The sequence below is a fragment of the Nitrospirota bacterium genome (genome assembly GCA_020846775.1).
Lineage (GTDB): Bacteria > Nitrospirota > 9FT-COMBO-42-15 > HDB-SIOI813 > HDB-SIOI813 > RBG-16-43-11.
This window is the reverse complement of record JADLDG010000096.1, coordinates 1-14,882: the sequence shown is the minus strand read 5'-3', so window position 1 is coordinate 14,882 and position 14,882 is coordinate 1. Positions and strand designations below refer to the sequence as shown.

The window sequence follows — 14,882 nt, the reverse complement described above, 5'->3', positions numbered from 1 at the left end:
GCATTACGAATGCGTTGCTCTACCATTGAGCTACCTCGGCAAATTTGTTATAACAGAAGAAAGTATTTGACTGGCATCTTTACTGCGGGACTCAGCCATGGTTACAACATCTTCATGCCTCAAAACAGACTTGCTGACACCAGCGGCATGATTAGTGATCATTGATATGGCAAGCACCTTCATTCCAAGATATTTTGACATTATAACCTCAGGCACACTCGACATGCAAACTGCATCAGCGCCAAGTGACCTGAGCATGCGTATCTCTGCCGGGGTCTCGTATGACGGACCGGAGACGGCTGCAAGGATGCCGGCGTGGAGAGGTATGTTATGCTTCTTCGCAACTGTCAGGGCTATACTGCATAGCTGCTGGTCATAGGCTTCGGTCATGTCAACGAATCGCTCTTTTATGTTGTCGGCCTCATTGAAACAGAGGGTGTCTGGTGTTGCCCTAAGAGGATTCACACCCATTAAATTTATGTGATCAGTCACTACCATAAAATCCCCAGGACCAAAATCAGGTCTGATACCCCCGGCAGCATTTGTTACAATTATTTGCCTTATGCCGAGACCTGCAAGCACCCTGACAGAAAGGGTAATCTCCTCCATGCTATACCCCTCATAATAATGCACCCGACCCTGAAGGAGTAAAACCTCTTCGTCATCATGATAACCATGAAGAAGTCTGCCTCTGTGACCACCTACGGCAGGTATCGGAAAACCAGGGATATCTTTGTATTCGGTCTCGTTTACATTATCCAGTATATTCCTCAGGTCCCACCCTGAACCTGTAATAATTCCGATAGAACCAGTGAATTGAGGCATCAGGGACTTGATGTAATCTACTGCATCATTCATGAATTTTTGCTGCAAGTCTGCTCACTTTTTTATACCTGCACTTGTTATAACAGTATCTCTTATTACCTCCCCTCTCTTGCCAAGGGGATCAAGTGTCTTACCATTTACATCTAAATCAATGCCTCCGGCATTGCCGGCAGTAATGATAATCTTATCTTCACCATTCCACATTACACCTTCACCAGGTTTCAGAAGCACCTCTTTTGTATCTTTGTCATCAATCCTGGCGCTTATCCATGTCAACTCACGCGCATATATCTTCAGAACAACAGGCTCAACTTTTTCCTCTTCAACATTAGGCGGAGCTTCATTGCTGACTGCTGGGACAACATTTTCATCATTTACTTTATTCATATCATTTAATGCGTTTACATCCGTGAGCTCCTTTATTTCCTTGGAATTCCGTATTGTCTCATTATCCCTCCCGCCGCTATATAAAATAAATAATAGTGCAACAAGCAATACTCCAAATACTGCCGGCAATATGATTCTGGCCTTTCCTTGCTTATTAACTGCTCTTCTTATTTTCTTGTCGTCCTTGTCCTGGGTATGAGCAGGCTGAGGTGGTTCAGTCTTTGAATTCTCCCTGATCCTCGAGCTGATCTCCTCTTCGTTGATTCCTATACATTTTGCGTAAGAGCGAATAAACCCCAGACAAAAGGTTTCTCCGGGGATCCTGGCAAAGTCATCCCGCTCAATAGCCTCAAGATAACGAAGATTTATCTTTGTAATTCCTGCTACATCCTCGAGACTATATCCGCAAGTCTCTCTTACTCGTTTAAGGTATTCGCCTATTTTCTCCATATTATTGCCCGGTAAGCATCTGAATATACTTCATGGCCTCTGAGGCAGAAGAACTGTTAGGTGATATTGCAACTACCTGCTTGAATGCTGCAAGAGCCGCTTCCTTGTTGTCTTCTTTAAAATGTGCCAGACCAAGATTTAGATAAGCCTCCACACTCTTCTGATCCCGCTTTATAGCCTCGCCATATGCTTCTATGGCATCCCTTGTCATATCCAGATTCATGTATGTGTGGCCAAGCCATAGATGAAAAACAGCTGCTTCCGGCTGGAGTTTTATCGCCTCTTTGAATTCTATAATGGCTGACTGATAATCTCCCTTATTGAAGTAAGCTGTCCCAAGGTTGGATCTTGCCTGCTCAGGTGAGGGGTACTGGGGATTATTCAGCGCCTCCTGATATTCTTTTATTGCATCGTCCCATCGCGCCATCTTGCCATATACAACACCGAGGGCATTATGAGCGTCACTATACATTGGATCAATTGACAGTGCCTTACTGTATTCCTTTACAGCATCGTTGAGTTTATTCATTTTGAAATAAACATGTCCAAGTGCATAGTGATAAGTTTTCTCATCAGGATTGGACTCTACTGCCTGGCTGAATTCCATAAAAGCCATCTGCAGATTATTTTCATTCAAATATGCAATGCCAAGCATGTGATGCGCATCAGCGTCTCTATCGCTCTTAATCCTGCTATTTGTAAGCCCACAGCCGGATAAAAGGAATATTAAAACGGCAGCACAAACTAACGTCTGATTTAAACGCTTCATCTGTTAAATATCTCCCCGGCATCTTCAAAATGGGTAAGCCGTTTAAATTCCCTGTATCTGTTCAGTATCTCTTCAAAGTTAAGCCCCCTGATCCTGTTCAGGCTGAAGTCCTCAACTACAAACGATGCCATAACACTCCCGAATATGACGGCCTGCCTCATGTTTTCCTCGTTGAAGTTGCGCGTACTGGCGAGAAAACCAAGGAATCCCCCTGCAAAGCTGTCTCCGGCTCCGGTAGGATCGAAGACGTTCTCCAAGGGATAGGCTGGGGCGGCAAAGACATTCTTCGAGTTGAACATCAGGGCCCCATGCTCTCCCCTTTTAACGATAACGTGCTTAGGACCAAACGACATTATTACGCTCGCAGCCTTAACAAGGTTAGCCTCTGCAGCAAGCTGTCTTGCCTCACTGTCATTGATTATCAATATGTCAACATTCTTCAGTGTATTTAATAGCGCCTCTCTCTTGCCTGATATCCAGAAATTCATCGTATCACAGGCAATTATTTCCGGAGAATTTACCTGACGCAGGACATCACTCTGCAGTTCAGGGTCTATATTTGCCAGAAACACTACTTCAGAATCACGATACGACTCCGGAAGCGTCGGTCTGAATGACTCAAAGACATTCAGATGAGTCTCAAGGGTATTGGCCTCATTAAGCTGATAACCGTACTCCCCTTTCCACCTGAAGGTCTTTCCTGACTGCCTTTCCAGTCCCTCTGTATTTACGCCACGACTTTTGAGGAATGAAATGTGCTGGTCCGGAAAATCATCGCCTACTACTGCAACGAGGTTTACAGAAGTAAAATAGCTTGCTGCCGTGGAAAAATAGGTTGCAGACCCGCCCAGTATCTCCTCTCTTTCCCCAAATGGCGTCTTAACACTGTCAAATGCTACTGAACCAACAACAAGTAAACTCATACTTTCCCCCTTATTCTCTACTTAATATATTTCCCGATAATCAATCCAAGTTTTTCCCTGGTCTCAGACGGAATACCTTCACGTGATGTTATGATAGCATCTTTAAGTGCATTACGGCATCCGCATCCTGAATCTGTTGAAACCCTGCCGACAGCCTCTTTAATAATTTTTTTTGATATATCCACGTTTTTGTTCAGAATAGCAATTATTGCATCTGTTGTAACAGCCTCCTCCTCCATATGCCAGCAATCATAGTCGGTAACCAGCGCTATTGTGGAATAACATAACTCTGCTTCCCTCGCGAGTTTTGCCTCTGTTACATTAGTCATCCCTATAATATCCACTCCCCAGTTCTTATAAATGTATGACTCACCTCGGGAAGAAAATTGCGGGCCTTCTATGCAGATGTAGACGCCGCCATTGTGAACCTTTGCACCGATCTTAACTGCCGAATTATAAAGGATCCCGGCCAAATCGCTGCAGACAGGATCAGCAAGGGAAACATGGGCAACAATCCCATCACCGAAAAATGTACTGATACGCCTTTTTGTATTGTCATAGAACTGATCCGGGATGACTATATCCTCCGGGTGTATATCCTCCTTCATGCTGCCGACTGCACTGACAGAGATAATCCTGCTTACACCAAGTTTCTTCATCCCGTAGATGTTGGCCCTGAAGTTAATGTCTGACGGCTGTACAGCATGCCCCCTTCTGTGCCTTGATAGGAATGCAACCTTTCTTCCCATAAGTTTTCCAACAATAAAATTATCCGAAGGATCTCCAAACGGCGTATTTACCGTAACCTCTTCAATCCCTTCAAGCCCATCCATCTGATAAAGCCCGCTTCCGCCTACTACACCAATCTCAGCTTGCTGCATTTACTACCTCCTCTGACTTCTTTTCCTCATTCTCCCTGACGTCAAACTCACGTATCTCCTTCTTAGGCACAATTACAGCAACGGAATGCTTATATATAAGGTGCTGGCTGTCACCCTTTACCAGGATACTGAAATTATCAAAAGCCCTGATAGTTCCTGTTATCCTGGAGCCATTCAGCAAGTGAACCGTCACAGGCGTCTTTTCCTTTCTAAGATAATTTAAGAAATGGTCCTGCAGGTTGATTGAGGATTTACTCATTGTCATTCTCCTTTTCTCAGGTTAACATCGCTCTTCGAATATCAAATTCAATTTCCAAATAATGGGAGCAGTCATCTTTTACCTCGTACCACTTTATTCTATTATCCCGCCGGAACCAGGTAAGCTGTCTCTTTGCGTATCGCCTCGTGTCCCTTTTTAACAGGTTTACAGCTTCATCCAGACTATACCAGCCTTTGATATATCCTGCAATCTGTTTATATCCAAGACCATTCATCAATAGAAAAGATTCATAATCTTTATCCATAAGAGATCTAACCTCTGCCTCAAGCCCCATCTCTATCATTCTGTCTACACGTCGTTCAATCCTCTTATATAGTTCTTTACGATCCATGGTGAGACCGATTATTAAGTAGTCGTATGGTCTTTCCCAAAAGCCATGCTTAGTATGAATTTCTGATATCGGGATACCGGCAAGTTCATTAACCTCAAGAGCGCGGATGATCCTTACAGTATCATTAGGTTCGATCTTTCCTGCTGAGACTGGATCAACGTCACACAACCTTTTATAGAGATAACCCTTCCCATGGTCTTTTTCCTCGTTCAGCAACCTTCTGCGAATCTCACTGTCGGCCTTCGGGGCTTCACAGAGCCCGTCTACAACAGCCCTTATATAGAGTCCTGTACCACCAGCTGCTATTGGCAGTTTCCCATGTCTGTGCAGTTTATCAATAAGTGGCCTTACGAGCCTGACATATTCACCTGCACTGAAAGGCTCACCAGGACTGATAATGCTGAACATGTGATGAGGAACTATTGCCAGCTCCTCCTTAGAAGGTTTGGCAGTACCAATATCCATTCCTTCATAGACCTGCATCGAGTCAGCGCTTATTACCTCACCGTTAAAGACCCCAGCCAGGTAAATCGCCAATGCGCTTTTACCTGACGCCGTCGGACCGGCAATAACAAGGAGCGGTTTGCGTTCTCCAGAAATTCCAGATTCAAATCCCCCCTCACCCCCCTTTTCTAAAGGGGGGAACCTGATTTCCCCCTTTGAAAAAGGGAGATTAAGGGGGATTTTCATCCTCACTTTCTGCCGAACATCCCCGCAAGCTCATCGTACGTGAATTTTCTGACAATGGGCCTTCCGTGAGGACAGGTATACGGCATATCAGTTTTCAGCAAATCATTTACAAGAGACATCATCTCCCCTGTAGTCAGCAGACCCCTTGCCCTTACTGCAGAATGACAGGCCTTTCTGCTTAACAGTGACTTGACCACCTCGTTAATCAAAGAAAGTTTTATACCCTTACCATGTGAGAAATCCCCTTCCTTTATCTCATCAGTCATATTAATCAGGAGCGATGTGTAATTATCACCTGTAAACACTTCCGGGACTGACCTCAAAATAAAAGACCTGTCACCGATCTCTCCTATATCAAAACCAATGGCATTTAAAACATCCCTATATTCACTTAACGTTTGCGCCTTATCGAGACTTAATTCAACAGTCTCAGGAATAAGAAGTGCCTGCGACACACTGCATCCGGCATCGTAACCGCGCCTCAATCCATCATAAATGACGCGCTCATGCGCGGCATGCTGATCTATAATGCTTAATTCACCATTAATCTCAGCTACAATAAATAGTGCACCAGTCTGTCCCAATATCCTTACGAGCGGCTCAGAATACATATCCCGTGTCTGACTATTATTTTTTCCCGAAAAGGGGTTGAAGCCTTCTGAGACGATTATATTTTCACTCAATGGTGCAGCATTCCGATAATTCTTCCTGTCTTCCTGAACTTGTTTCAGAAACTCCTGACTATGCATCGTTTTAGATCCTGAAACAAATCCAGAATAACGGTCCGGGTGACATAATTGATTTTCATGCACCATATCCTTTGTCTGCAATGCACCCCGTATCGCTTCAACTACCATATCATGAACATACCGGCTGTCCCTGAACCTGACCTCCCTCTTCGCAGGATGCACATTGACATCCACTAATTCAGGTGCGATGTCTATGAACAGGACTATCATGGGAAAACATTCCCTGGGGATCAAGTCTCGGTATGCCTCCTGAACAGCATGAGATAACGAGGGATTTTTTACAGCCCTTTTATTGACAAAGAATAACTGGTTCTCCCTGCTCCTGAAGGTAACAGCCGGACTGGAAGCCAGTCCATATATCCTCCCTTCACTTATATCAAATGCAACCGGCATCAACCCTTCCGACATGCCGCTGCCATAAATCTGCAGAACCCTGTCACCGATGTCTTCTACAGGAGGAAGATCAAAAATAACCTTACCCCTGTCTTCTCCTCCTGTCAGGATAAAGTGTATACCGATGTGCGAAAGAGCCTGATGCAGAACTGTTGACAATATGTGTCCATGTTCTGTCGAAACTGTTTTAAGAAAGCTCTTTCTCGCCGGCACATTATAGAATATATCTCTTACCTCTATCTCTGTACCCGGAGGACATCCGCACTCAGTATTTTTCAGGATGCCTCCCCCTTCAATTTCCAGTAATGTCCCGGTAACTGCATTTCTCTCACGCGTCTTAAGACTGATCCTGGATACCGCCGCAATGCTTGAAAGGGCCTCTCCCCTGAAACCGAGTGTGTGGATATTGAAAAGATCTTCCGATGAAAAAAGCTTGCTCGTGGCATGTCTATCAAAGGCAATATTTGCATCACTGCCGCTCATACCGATCCCGTTATCTGAAACAGAAATGAGCGTAGTTCCGCCTTTGTCAACCCTTATGCTGATTTTTGTACTGTCTGCATCTATAGAGTTTTCTACAAGTTCTTTTAATACTGAGGCAGGCCGCTCAACCACCTCGCCGGCGGCAATCTTATTGATTAAACCCTCAGGAAGGTGTTTGATTATATCAGGCATGAATAGTGTTTAAGCCCCACTCAGAATCATTTTGCTTTCACGTTGACGTTCAAAAGTGCTCAACTGAGGCGTCAACGACTACTTTATCTCGGTTAATCTCACCTTGGCAAGAGACGCCTCCTGAGAATAAGGGAATTGTTCTGCCACCTTTTTAAAGTATATCTTCGCCATATTATTGTTCCCCAATTTCTCATAACCGTATCCCATCTTCAGCAGTGAGCCTACCACCTTATCACTTTTGGGGTAATCAATAGTAACGCTTTCAAAAACAGTAACTGACTTGGTATAATCACCCTTACTGTAGTAACATTCCCCTATCCAGTAAAGTGCATTAGGCGCCAGATTCCCGGTAGGTATCTGACGCAGATAACTATAGAAACCCTCTATAGCCGGGTCATAATGGCCAGCCATATAGTCTTTATATGCCTGATTGTATAGTTCTGAAGGATTTGAAGTTGAACTATTTCCTGATGTACTTCCTGACGTCTTTCCGGCATTTGATTGCACAGGCTGCTGTCCTGTCTCCTGAGTCACAGGTGATGACGGTATAATATTCGAGCCCTGCTGCTTATCCCCCACCCCTTTTGAACCCTCTAAGTTATCAAGCCTTCTCGTCAGCTCCTGAATTGCTGCATCATGATCATCTGAGCTTTCTGTTAACTCTGTCAACCTGTGGGTATTTTCCTCCAGCCCCCCTTGAATGATCTGAACATCAGTGGTAATCTGAGTCAATCTCCCCTCATAATCGGCCTGGTTCTTCTGGAGCATATCAATGGAGCCTGAGTTCTGGGACTCAATCCTGGAAAACCGTTCTTTAATGTCCTGTGAAATCTTGTCTTCCCTCTGCGGCTGTGGTGTTGTATCCCGCTGTATCTGCAGTAAGATTACCTTCATGCGGTTTACTTCATTCTCCAGATCTACAAACTCCGACTGCATAGCACATCCCGAAACTGAGAAAATTAATATGACAACTGTAAGTAACAATTTCTTCATTCGAGAGTTCCCTTCTTCATTTAATTTGGTGACCAGTCCGGCCCCAGGTTATTTCCAGCACCGTTTGTAAGCTTAATCATCCTGCCGCCATCTGCGTTCACAACATATATATCAGACTTCCTGCCCCTTGAAGATGAAAAAACAACCCATCTGCCATCAGGGGACCAGGAAGGTGACTCATCGCTGCCTGGACCATCGGTTATCTCCCTCAAACCACTCCCATCCGTATTAATTGTACAAATACGAAAATCTCCTCCGCGTCTGCACGCAAAGGCTATCCTGTCACCCCTGGGCGACCATGCAGGGTCACTGTTATAATCTCCCTTAAAAGTAAACCTGCGTACATTGGTGCCATCAGCCTTCATTACATATATCTGAGGACTCCTCCCCCTGTCAGAAGTAAATGCAATCTCCTCACCGGTAGGAGACCAGGACGGAGATACATCCTCTCCGGTTGAGTAAGTTATCCTTTTCAGGTTCTTGCCTTCCCTGTCCATTGTATATATCTCAGAATTTCCATCCCTGCTTGTCGAAAAGGCTATTGTATTACCATCTGGAGACCATGATGGCGAAATATCCAGTCCGGAATAATCGGTAAGCCTCGACCGTCTGCTCGTGTTCAAATCTACCATATAAATCTCAGGATTTCCATCCCTGTATGATGTATAGGCAATATGCGCTCCATCAGGTGACCAGTCGGCTGAAATGTTCAGGGACCTGTTGCCCGTAATCATCTTTGATGAATAACCGTCATAGTCCATGATATAAAGCTCCTTCCTCCCGGTATTATCTGATGAATAGACAATACGAGTCTGGGCAATTCCCTTTTCACCTGACATCCTGAACACTATCTCGTCCGAAAACCGGTGTATTATTCTGCGAAGGATATTATTATTTCCTATATATTTTTTTGAATAGATAAGTTCTCCGCTTCCTGTCTCATACAACTTTCCCTCCAGCCGTATCTTGTCACCATCTCTAAAGACATGAGCAAATATCAGGGCTTCAACGCTCGCTGATATCAATTGCTGACGAGTACCTTCATCAACTTTAGCCGGAACACTATTCAGTTTGATGCCGTCAATCTTAATCAAATTAAAGTATAAGGATCGTTCAAGGTCATTTAAAAGAATCTCTCTGACTGCAGATTTCAATTCCTGATCATCACCGTCAATTACTACAGTTACAGGAATCTTTTCAATCTCGCCCTTCTTTGTCTCAAGATAGACCTCTTCAGCAAAAACCGGTTGAAGAAGAAGTCCGGACACCAGGACAAAACAAATAGACAGATGCGATATTATTTTTTTCAAATTTTCTCCCCGAAGATAAACCTGTAATGCACCTTGAGGGAATCACCCTTATAACCCCGCGGCAAAGGCGGAAAAGGGGTTGACAGGGTCACTGCCCTCAAAGCAGTTTGATCAAAATAGCTGTCTCCTGATGAGTCAGCCACCCTGACATTACTGACGTCTCCTTGTCTGCTTATGGTGAATTCAATTAACGCCTTTCTTGTCTTATTGTGTACGACAGGCTGACTCCACCTGTTATCAACCTTACTCTTTATCAGTCCGAGATAATAGTCATATTTAAAAGACGGCATGTCTACTACAGGACCGCTGACATTGGAATCCCCACCAATAAGCCTTGATTCCTGATGAGATCCGCCGATTGTATCTGCACCATCGTCAGACCTGCTTCCTGCTGACTGACTTCCTCTGGCAGCTGTATCGCCGGTCTTTATTTCTGATGTATCTTTTTTTACAGGTGCAGTCAAAACGGAATCAGGTGACGGCATGCCCCTATTCTCTCTTAGTCTTTCAATCTTTGTCAATTGATTGCTTGTTTTCTTTTCAATGACCGGCTCTTTTTTCTTAACATCAGGGACCGTCTTTTCTACTTTTGAATTGCCTGATGAGGGAGCTGACATAGCCGGACGGCTATCCCTGGGAAGATTTACAATGTTTACCTGTATAGAAGTAAAAGGAGATTGTCTTGATGTGAAGAGAGTGGACCTTTTAAAGATACCGGATGAAAAAATAATTGACAGGAGCGTTAGATGAAACAGGAGGGACAGAGTCAGCATCCATTTTATGTTTGTCTCAACTTGCCTGAACATAAGTAAACTAATGGTCCTACTCCACCTCCTTTAGAGATTCAGTAACCATACCCAGCTTGTCTATGCCCATACCTTTAACCTTATCCATCACACTTACGATGGTTCCGTAAGGCACAGATCTGTCTGCCTTTAAATAAACCGTCACCTCTGCTCCATCATAGCTCTTTTGCCTTATTGCCGACTCTATCCCTCCCATCGGAACTTTTCTGTCATCCACATAGATATTTCCGAATCTGTCAACAATAAGCATAATGCGCTGCTCCTGCTTTATCGTATTCACCGAAGACTTGGGGAGGTCTACATCTATGCCCCTGTACATAAGAGGAGCGGATATCATGAAAATAATCAACAGTACCAGTACTATATCAACAAAAGGCACCATGTTAATATCAGATAATAGCCTGTCTTTTCTATCCTGCATTCAAGCACCAATTACTTCCGGACGCCAAGGTTTACCTGTTCATCATCAGCATCTTCAGTTTGGTCTCTTCCGGCCCAGACATCCGCCTCTGCGTAGGCCATAATTTCTCCTGAAAACACCTCCATCTGTGACGCCATTCTCCTCACCCTGCTTAACATATAATTGTAACCAATTACAGCAGGTATCGCAGTAGCAAGTCCAGCGCCTGTCGCTATAAGCGCCTCAGCTATACCAGGAGCTACCGCCGCTATATTTGCCGAGCCCTGAAGACCTATCTGCTGAAAGGCATGAATGATTCCCCATACAGTACCGAAGAGTCCGATAAATGGTGTAACGTTTCCGGTAGTTGCAAGAAACGAAAGATATCCTTCATAAAAACTTGTTTCATCTTCAGCCGTGCTCTTTAATCTTCTGTCTATTGCATTTAGAAAGGCCGGACGGTCTTTCAGCAATCCGCTTTGCCCCTTTTTAATTTCATAGAACCTCTCATAGCCTTCCTTTACTAAAGATGCAAGTGGATTATCTTTGTTTTTTGATATTGCATAGAGCTGATGAATATTTTCGGTCTTTGAAAATGTAGAAAGAAATTCCCTGGAATCCTTTTCGATCCTGCGAAACTGGAAAAACTTGAAAAACATTACTGCCCAGGAAACAACAGAGAATGTCAACAATATCAATAGAACTATCTTGGCGACAATACCGGCTGAAAATATGAGTTTTAGGATTTCTGATTCTATCTGCATTCAGAAGGTAACATGACTTAAATGTGTAAATACAATTATGGCGGGGCCGACGAGACTTGAACTCGCGACCTCCTGCGTGACAGGCAGGCGTTCTAACCGAACTGAACTACGACCCCGCATGCTACGGACGTAATAAATATCTTTATACGGCGTTAGACTCCTCAGAAAATCCTCAACGTACTATTAGTACGCCTCCGGTTTTCTTCGTCGTCTGCCTTGTCTAAAGAAATTTCTTACGTCCTCAGTTTGCTATCAACTTTTGAAACGCCCATCTGCGGCGTCAGGACACATAATTTTTGCTTCAACGTACAGAAAGTACGCCTCAGCAAAAATTATGTGTCCTTCCTTGCAACTGAGCATTTTTGAGCGTAACCTCTTCAATATATACTTATGTTCTGCAAAATGTCTTTTGAGGTTTTCTTCATCGTCCATTTCAACTTCTTATATGGTAGGCGGAACAGGGATCGAACCTGTGACCTCAGCCTTGTAAGGGCTGCGCTCTACCAATTGAGCTATCCGCCCATCAACATTGGAAACCATCCTAACAACTTTAAAAAATATTGTCAATAAGGAGTGTGTATCATATAATGTTAAAATAAGTTAAATAGGGAAAGTGACTGTATATTTTTTACAACATGAGTAAATACTATTTTTCATACGGGAATTACCTGAAACAGATATTTGCCTGCAAGGTCTATAAGATCGGACTTGATGCCGGGTTTACGTGTCCCAACAGGGATGGGTCTGTAGCATATGGCGGATGCGTATATTGCGAAAACAGGAGTTTCAGCCCTAACTCGAAGGGGTCAAAACGTTCCGTTAGTGAGCAACTGGCAGCCGGCATGGAGTTTTACAAAAGTCATTTCAGGGCAGATAAATTTATTGCCTACTTTCAGGCATATACCAATACATATGGCCCCGTAAACCTGCTGGATGACCTCTACAGGGAGGCCCTGTCGTTTGAAGATGTGGTTGGTTTGTCAATTGGCACAAGGCCTGATTGCCTTCCTGATGAAGTAGTTGACCTGCTTGCATCTTACTCTAAAAAGACCCATCTCTGGGTAGAGATCGGCCTTCAGAGCATGTATGAGGACACTTTAACATGGATGAACAGAGGACACAGCTTTGATCAATTTGTTGATGCAATAACGAGAGTTAAGCTTAAAGGTCTGCGGGTCTGTGTTCATATCATATTAGGGCTGCCGGGTGAGACGCATGACATGACGATGCAAACGGCTGATACACTTGCCGGACTTAATATAGACGGACTCAAGGTTCATCACCTCTATGTTGCAGAAAACACACTGCTCGAGAAGATGTATGCCAAGGGGGGGATTAGTCTTATTTCTCTTGAAAAGTATATTCACCTCGTCTGTGATTTCCTTGAAAGGATCCCGCCTGGTGTTGCAATACAACGTCTTACAGGAGAACTGACAGGTGATTACCTCATCGCCCCGAAATGGGGGGTCTCAAAAAAGTCCATCCTGAGTGCTATAGAAAATGAATTTGAAAACCGAAATTCGTATCAGGGCAAAAAGTGTACCTCAGATAAAGATACAGCATCGCTGGCAACAACAGTTAAGGAAGGGGTTATATGAGCGCAATAGCTGCAGACACATCTTATTTCTCTCAGATATGCATAGATAAATGCGGTGGAAAATGCTGTTCCCCATGGTGGGGCATTATCACTTACTCTATTAAAAAAGAGGGCGGCCAGTTTCGTTTTCAGGAACTTATGACAGAAATAGTAAATAGCATTAATGAGAGGGCAGACAGGATAACTAAGAAGTATGTGACTAATGAGGAGAAACCCCGACCCCTCTTCACTGAACCTGAGAGATACAATGTTACTGCTCAAAACATACAGGTAGCAAACCGTACTATTTTAATAAATCTAAGGGCAATGTTTTCATTCAATTGTCACTTCCTGTCTGATGATAAGAAATGCATGATACATCCTGCAATGACAGGTGGGTTCGAAATAAGACCTGAGCACTGCGGTTTCATGGGATCTCCTGACGCAAAACCGAATGAAAAAGGATACTGCCGGATAATAAACGCCGCAGCAGCATCTTCTTACGACCCCGTTGCAGTTGACAAGGCCATTGAGACAGAATTATTGGCAAGTGAGAAACATTATAAGGAAAGTTTTGATAACACTGAAGAGGCAGCAGAGGCTGTAACAGAGCTTGTCAGGCTATACTGTATGAATTATGCGCCTTATATGTTACCGCAGGCAGCAACAAAAATACCTGGACGTAATGACGCATGTCATTGCGGAAGCGGAAAAAAGTTCAAGAAGTGCCACGGGATGTAAATAAGTATCGCGTACTCTATCAAACTATTCAACCAGCTAAAGTTGAGTAACCCGTAATTCCCTTCATTGCACGGTATTGTCAGTTCTTGTCCGCTGTAACAGTAATGCTATAAATACTCACTCTACTCTGGCGAAATTGGACGATTGCTGTTTCAGTCAAATATTCCCTTAATACATCATCCGGCAGATCAATGGCTTTTGTCTTCTTTATTTCAACATGTTTAAATCCGACGCCAGAAATGATATCCAGATATTCATGATCTTGAATGGCGCCGGCAACACATCCGGAGTACATCTCTGCCGATCTTTTTAAGTTCGCCGGCAATTCACCATTGATTACGATATCAGAGATGCAGAAATGCCCACCGGTTTTTAGAATTCGATGAATCTCCGCAAATGCCTTTTGCTTGTCAGGAACAAGGTTCAAAACACAGTTGCTGACGACAACGTCGGCAGTCTCGTTATCGAGCGGGAGATTCTCAATTTCTCCAAACAGAAACTCTACATTTGTGTATCCGAGTCTCTGATTATTCCTGTTTGCCTTGTCAATCATTTCCTGCGTCATATCAATCCCGATGACGCGCCCATGCTCTCCAATAATAGCGCGCGCAACAAATGCATCGTTACCAGCGCCGCTGCCAAGATCAACCACGACATCCCCTTTCCTGATTCCGGCATATTCGGTCGGAAGTCCGCAGCCCAAACCAAGATCAGCATCAGCGACGTATCCATCTAACTTTGTGTAATCATCCTGCATGACCGAATAACCAACTATTTTGTTATCTGCAGTAGCGCAGCAGGAAGCTGGTCCGCAGGATGATGAAGACTGTCTTGCAATCTGTCCATATTTATCTTTTACGATTTCTTTTATTTCGTCTTTGTCTTTCATACTTTCCTCTCCGGCCATGGATTGCATACCATTTCAGTGCCTGAACCTGC

General features: G+C 43.9%; 15 protein-coding genes, 2 tRNA genes and 1 pseudogene. 2 read left to right on the top strand and 16 right to left on the bottom strand.

Translation table 11 applies throughout. The features are described 5' to 3' along the window. Positions 1 to 30 precede the first annotated feature (30 nt). The 15 genes from IT392_11415 to IT392_11345 all read right to left on the bottom strand — a co-directional run bounded on the left by IT392_11415 (position 31) and on the right by IT392_11345 (position 12,148). On the bottom strand, positions 31 to 858 hold the full coding sequence (locus IT392_11415) for a purine-nucleoside phosphorylase (GenBank protein ID MCC6545082.1): 828 nt from the start codon (positions 856 to 858) through the stop codon (positions 31 to 33). A 21-nt stretch (positions 859 to 879) separates the two neighbouring features. Continuing rightward, positions 880 to 1,662: a helix-turn-helix domain-containing protein gene (locus tag IT392_11410; protein ID MCC6545081.1), complete on the bottom strand. Its 783-nt coding sequence runs from the start codon at positions 1,660 to 1,662 to the stop codon at positions 880 to 882. Between the two features lies 1 nt (position 1,663). Then, positions 1,664 to 2,431: a tetratricopeptide repeat protein gene (locus tag IT392_11405; GenBank protein ID MCC6545080.1), complete on the bottom strand. Its 768-nt coding sequence runs from the start codon at positions 2,429 to 2,431 to the stop codon at positions 1,664 to 1,666. Continuing rightward, positions 2,428 to 3,354 carry a sugar kinase gene (locus IT392_11400; protein ID MCC6545079.1) on the bottom strand — a complete coding sequence of 309 codons (927 nt, stop codon included), beginning with the start codon at positions 3,352 to 3,354 and terminating at the stop codon, positions 2,428 to 2,430. Before IT392_11400 ends, IT392_11405 begins: the two co-directional genes overlap by 4 nt. A gap of 17 nt (positions 3,355 to 3,371) precedes the next feature. Continuing rightward, positions 3,372 to 4,235: an S-methyl-5'-thioadenosine phosphorylase gene (gene mtnP / locus IT392_11395; protein MCC6545078.1), complete on the bottom strand. Its 864-nt coding sequence runs from the start codon at positions 4,233 to 4,235 to the stop codon at positions 3,372 to 3,374. Then, complete coding sequence (hfq, locus tag IT392_11390; GenBank protein MCC6545077.1) at positions 4,222 to 4,494, bottom strand: RNA chaperone Hfq; 273 nt, start codon at positions 4,492 to 4,494, stop codon at positions 4,222 to 4,224. Before hfq ends, mtnP begins: the two co-directional genes overlap by 14 nt. A 16-nt stretch (positions 4,495 to 4,510) precedes the next feature. Next, positions 4,511 to 5,536 (bottom strand): tRNA (adenosine(37)-N6)-dimethylallyltransferase MiaA, encoded by a 1,026-nt coding sequence (gene miaA, locus IT392_11385; protein ID MCC6545076.1) that lies wholly within the window; start codon positions 5,534 to 5,536, stop codon positions 4,511 to 4,513. Positions 5,537 to 5,538: 2 nt separating this feature from the next. Next, the gene (gene mutL, locus IT392_11380; GenBank protein MCC6545075.1) at positions 5,539 to 7,353 is read right to left on the bottom strand and encodes a DNA mismatch repair endonuclease MutL; all 1,815 of its coding nucleotides are present in this window, start codon (positions 7,351 to 7,353) and stop codon (positions 5,539 to 5,541) included. Between the two features lie 78 nt (positions 7,354 to 7,431). Further along, the gene (ybgF, locus tag IT392_11375) at positions 7,432 to 8,346 is read right to left on the bottom strand and encodes a tol-pal system protein YbgF (GenBank protein ID MCC6545074.1); all 915 of its coding nucleotides are present in this window, start codon (positions 8,344 to 8,346) and stop codon (positions 7,432 to 7,434) included. A gap of 20 nt (positions 8,347 to 8,366) precedes the next feature. Beyond that, the gene (tolB, locus tag IT392_11370) at positions 8,367 to 9,656 is read right to left on the bottom strand and encodes a Tol-Pal system beta propeller repeat protein TolB (GenBank protein MCC6545073.1); all 1,290 of its coding nucleotides are present in this window, start codon (positions 9,654 to 9,656) and stop codon (positions 8,367 to 8,369) included. Continuing rightward, positions 9,653 to 10,462: a TonB family protein gene (locus tag IT392_11365; GenBank protein ID MCC6545072.1), complete on the bottom strand. Its 810-nt coding sequence runs from the start codon at positions 10,460 to 10,462 to the stop codon at positions 9,653 to 9,655. The genes tolB and IT392_11365 overlap by 4 nt, the downstream gene beginning before the upstream one ends. A 16-nt stretch (positions 10,463 to 10,478) precedes the next feature. Further along, positions 10,479 to 10,883, bottom strand: coding sequence for a biopolymer transporter ExbD (locus tag IT392_11360; protein MCC6545071.1), 405 nt, complete (start codon positions 10,881 to 10,883; stop codon positions 10,479 to 10,481). Between the two features lie 11 nt (positions 10,884 to 10,894). Next, the gene (locus IT392_11355; protein MCC6545070.1) at positions 10,895 to 11,626 is read right to left on the bottom strand and encodes a MotA/TolQ/ExbB proton channel family protein; all 732 of its coding nucleotides are present in this window, start codon (positions 11,624 to 11,626) and stop codon (positions 10,895 to 10,897) included. Positions 11,627 to 11,664: 38 nt separating this feature from the next. After that, positions 11,665 to 11,742, bottom strand: a tRNA-Asp gene (locus IT392_11350). Between the two features lie 330 nt (positions 11,743 to 12,072). Continuing rightward, positions 12,073 to 12,148, bottom strand: a tRNA-Val gene (locus IT392_11345). A 113-nt stretch (positions 12,149 to 12,261) separates the two neighbouring features. Here IT392_11345 and IT392_11340 point away from each other — a divergent pair. Further along, positions 12,262 to 13,224, top strand: coding sequence for a TIGR01212 family radical SAM protein (locus tag IT392_11340; GenBank protein MCC6545069.1), 963 nt, complete (start codon positions 12,262 to 12,264; stop codon positions 13,222 to 13,224). A gap of 629 nt (positions 13,225 to 13,853) precedes the next feature. Further along, a pseudogene (locus tag IT392_11335) lies at positions 13,854 to 13,943 on the top strand (SEC-C domain-containing protein). Between the two features lie 79 nt (positions 13,944 to 14,022). On the opposite strand, the gene arsM reads toward IT392_11335, so the two are convergent. After that, the gene (arsM, locus tag IT392_11330; protein MCC6545068.1) at positions 14,023 to 14,832 is read right to left on the bottom strand and encodes an arsenite methyltransferase; all 810 of its coding nucleotides are present in this window, start codon (positions 14,830 to 14,832) and stop codon (positions 14,023 to 14,025) included. Between the last annotated feature and the right edge of the window lie 50 nt (positions 14,833 to 14,882).

Coding starts and splice junctions, on each gene's coding strand:
- IT392_11360 (MCC6545071.1), bottom strand. CDS start 10,883: ATGCAGGATAGAAAAGACAGGCTATTATCTGATATTAACATGGTGCCT.
- IT392_11410 (MCC6545081.1), bottom strand. CDS start 1,662: ATGGAGAAAATAGGCGAATACCTTAAACGAGTAAGAGAGACTTGCGGA.
- IT392_11340 (MCC6545069.1), top strand. CDS start 12,262: ATGAGTAAATACTATTTTTCATACGGGAATTACCTGAAACAGATATTT.
- arsM (MCC6545068.1), bottom strand. CDS start 14,832: ATGAAAGACAAAGACGAAATAAAAGAAATCGTAAAAGATAAATATGGA.
- IT392_11405 (MCC6545080.1), bottom strand. CDS start 2,431: ATGAAGCGTTTAAATCAGACGTTAGTTTGTGCTGCCGTTTTAATATTC.
- IT392_11365 (MCC6545072.1), bottom strand. CDS start 10,462: ATGTTCAGGCAAGTTGAGACAAACATAAAATGGATGCTGACTCTGTCC.
- ybgF (MCC6545074.1), bottom strand. CDS start 8,346: ATGAAGAAATTGTTACTTACAGTTGTCATATTAATTTTCTCAGTTTCG.
- miaA (MCC6545076.1), bottom strand. CDS start 5,536: ATGAAAATCCCCCTTAATCTCCCTTTTTCAAAGGGGGAAATCAGGTTC.
- hfq (MCC6545077.1), bottom strand. CDS start 4,494: ATGAGTAAATCCTCAATCAACCTGCAGGACCATTTCTTAAATTATCTT.
- IT392_11400 (MCC6545079.1), bottom strand. CDS start 3,354: ATGAGTTTACTTGTTGTTGGTTCAGTAGCATTTGACAGTGTTAAGACG.
- IT392_11355 (MCC6545070.1), bottom strand. CDS start 11,626: ATGCAGATAGAATCAGAAATCCTAAAACTCATATTTTCAGCCGGTATT.
- IT392_11415 (MCC6545082.1), bottom strand. CDS start 858: ATGAATGATGCAGTAGATTACATCAAGTCCCTGATGCCTCAATTCACT.
- mtnP (MCC6545078.1), bottom strand. CDS start 4,235: ATGCAGCAAGCTGAGATTGGTGTAGTAGGCGGAAGCGGGCTTTATCAG.
- mutL (MCC6545075.1), bottom strand. CDS start 7,353: ATGCCTGATATAATCAAACACCTTCCTGAGGGTTTAATCAATAAGATT.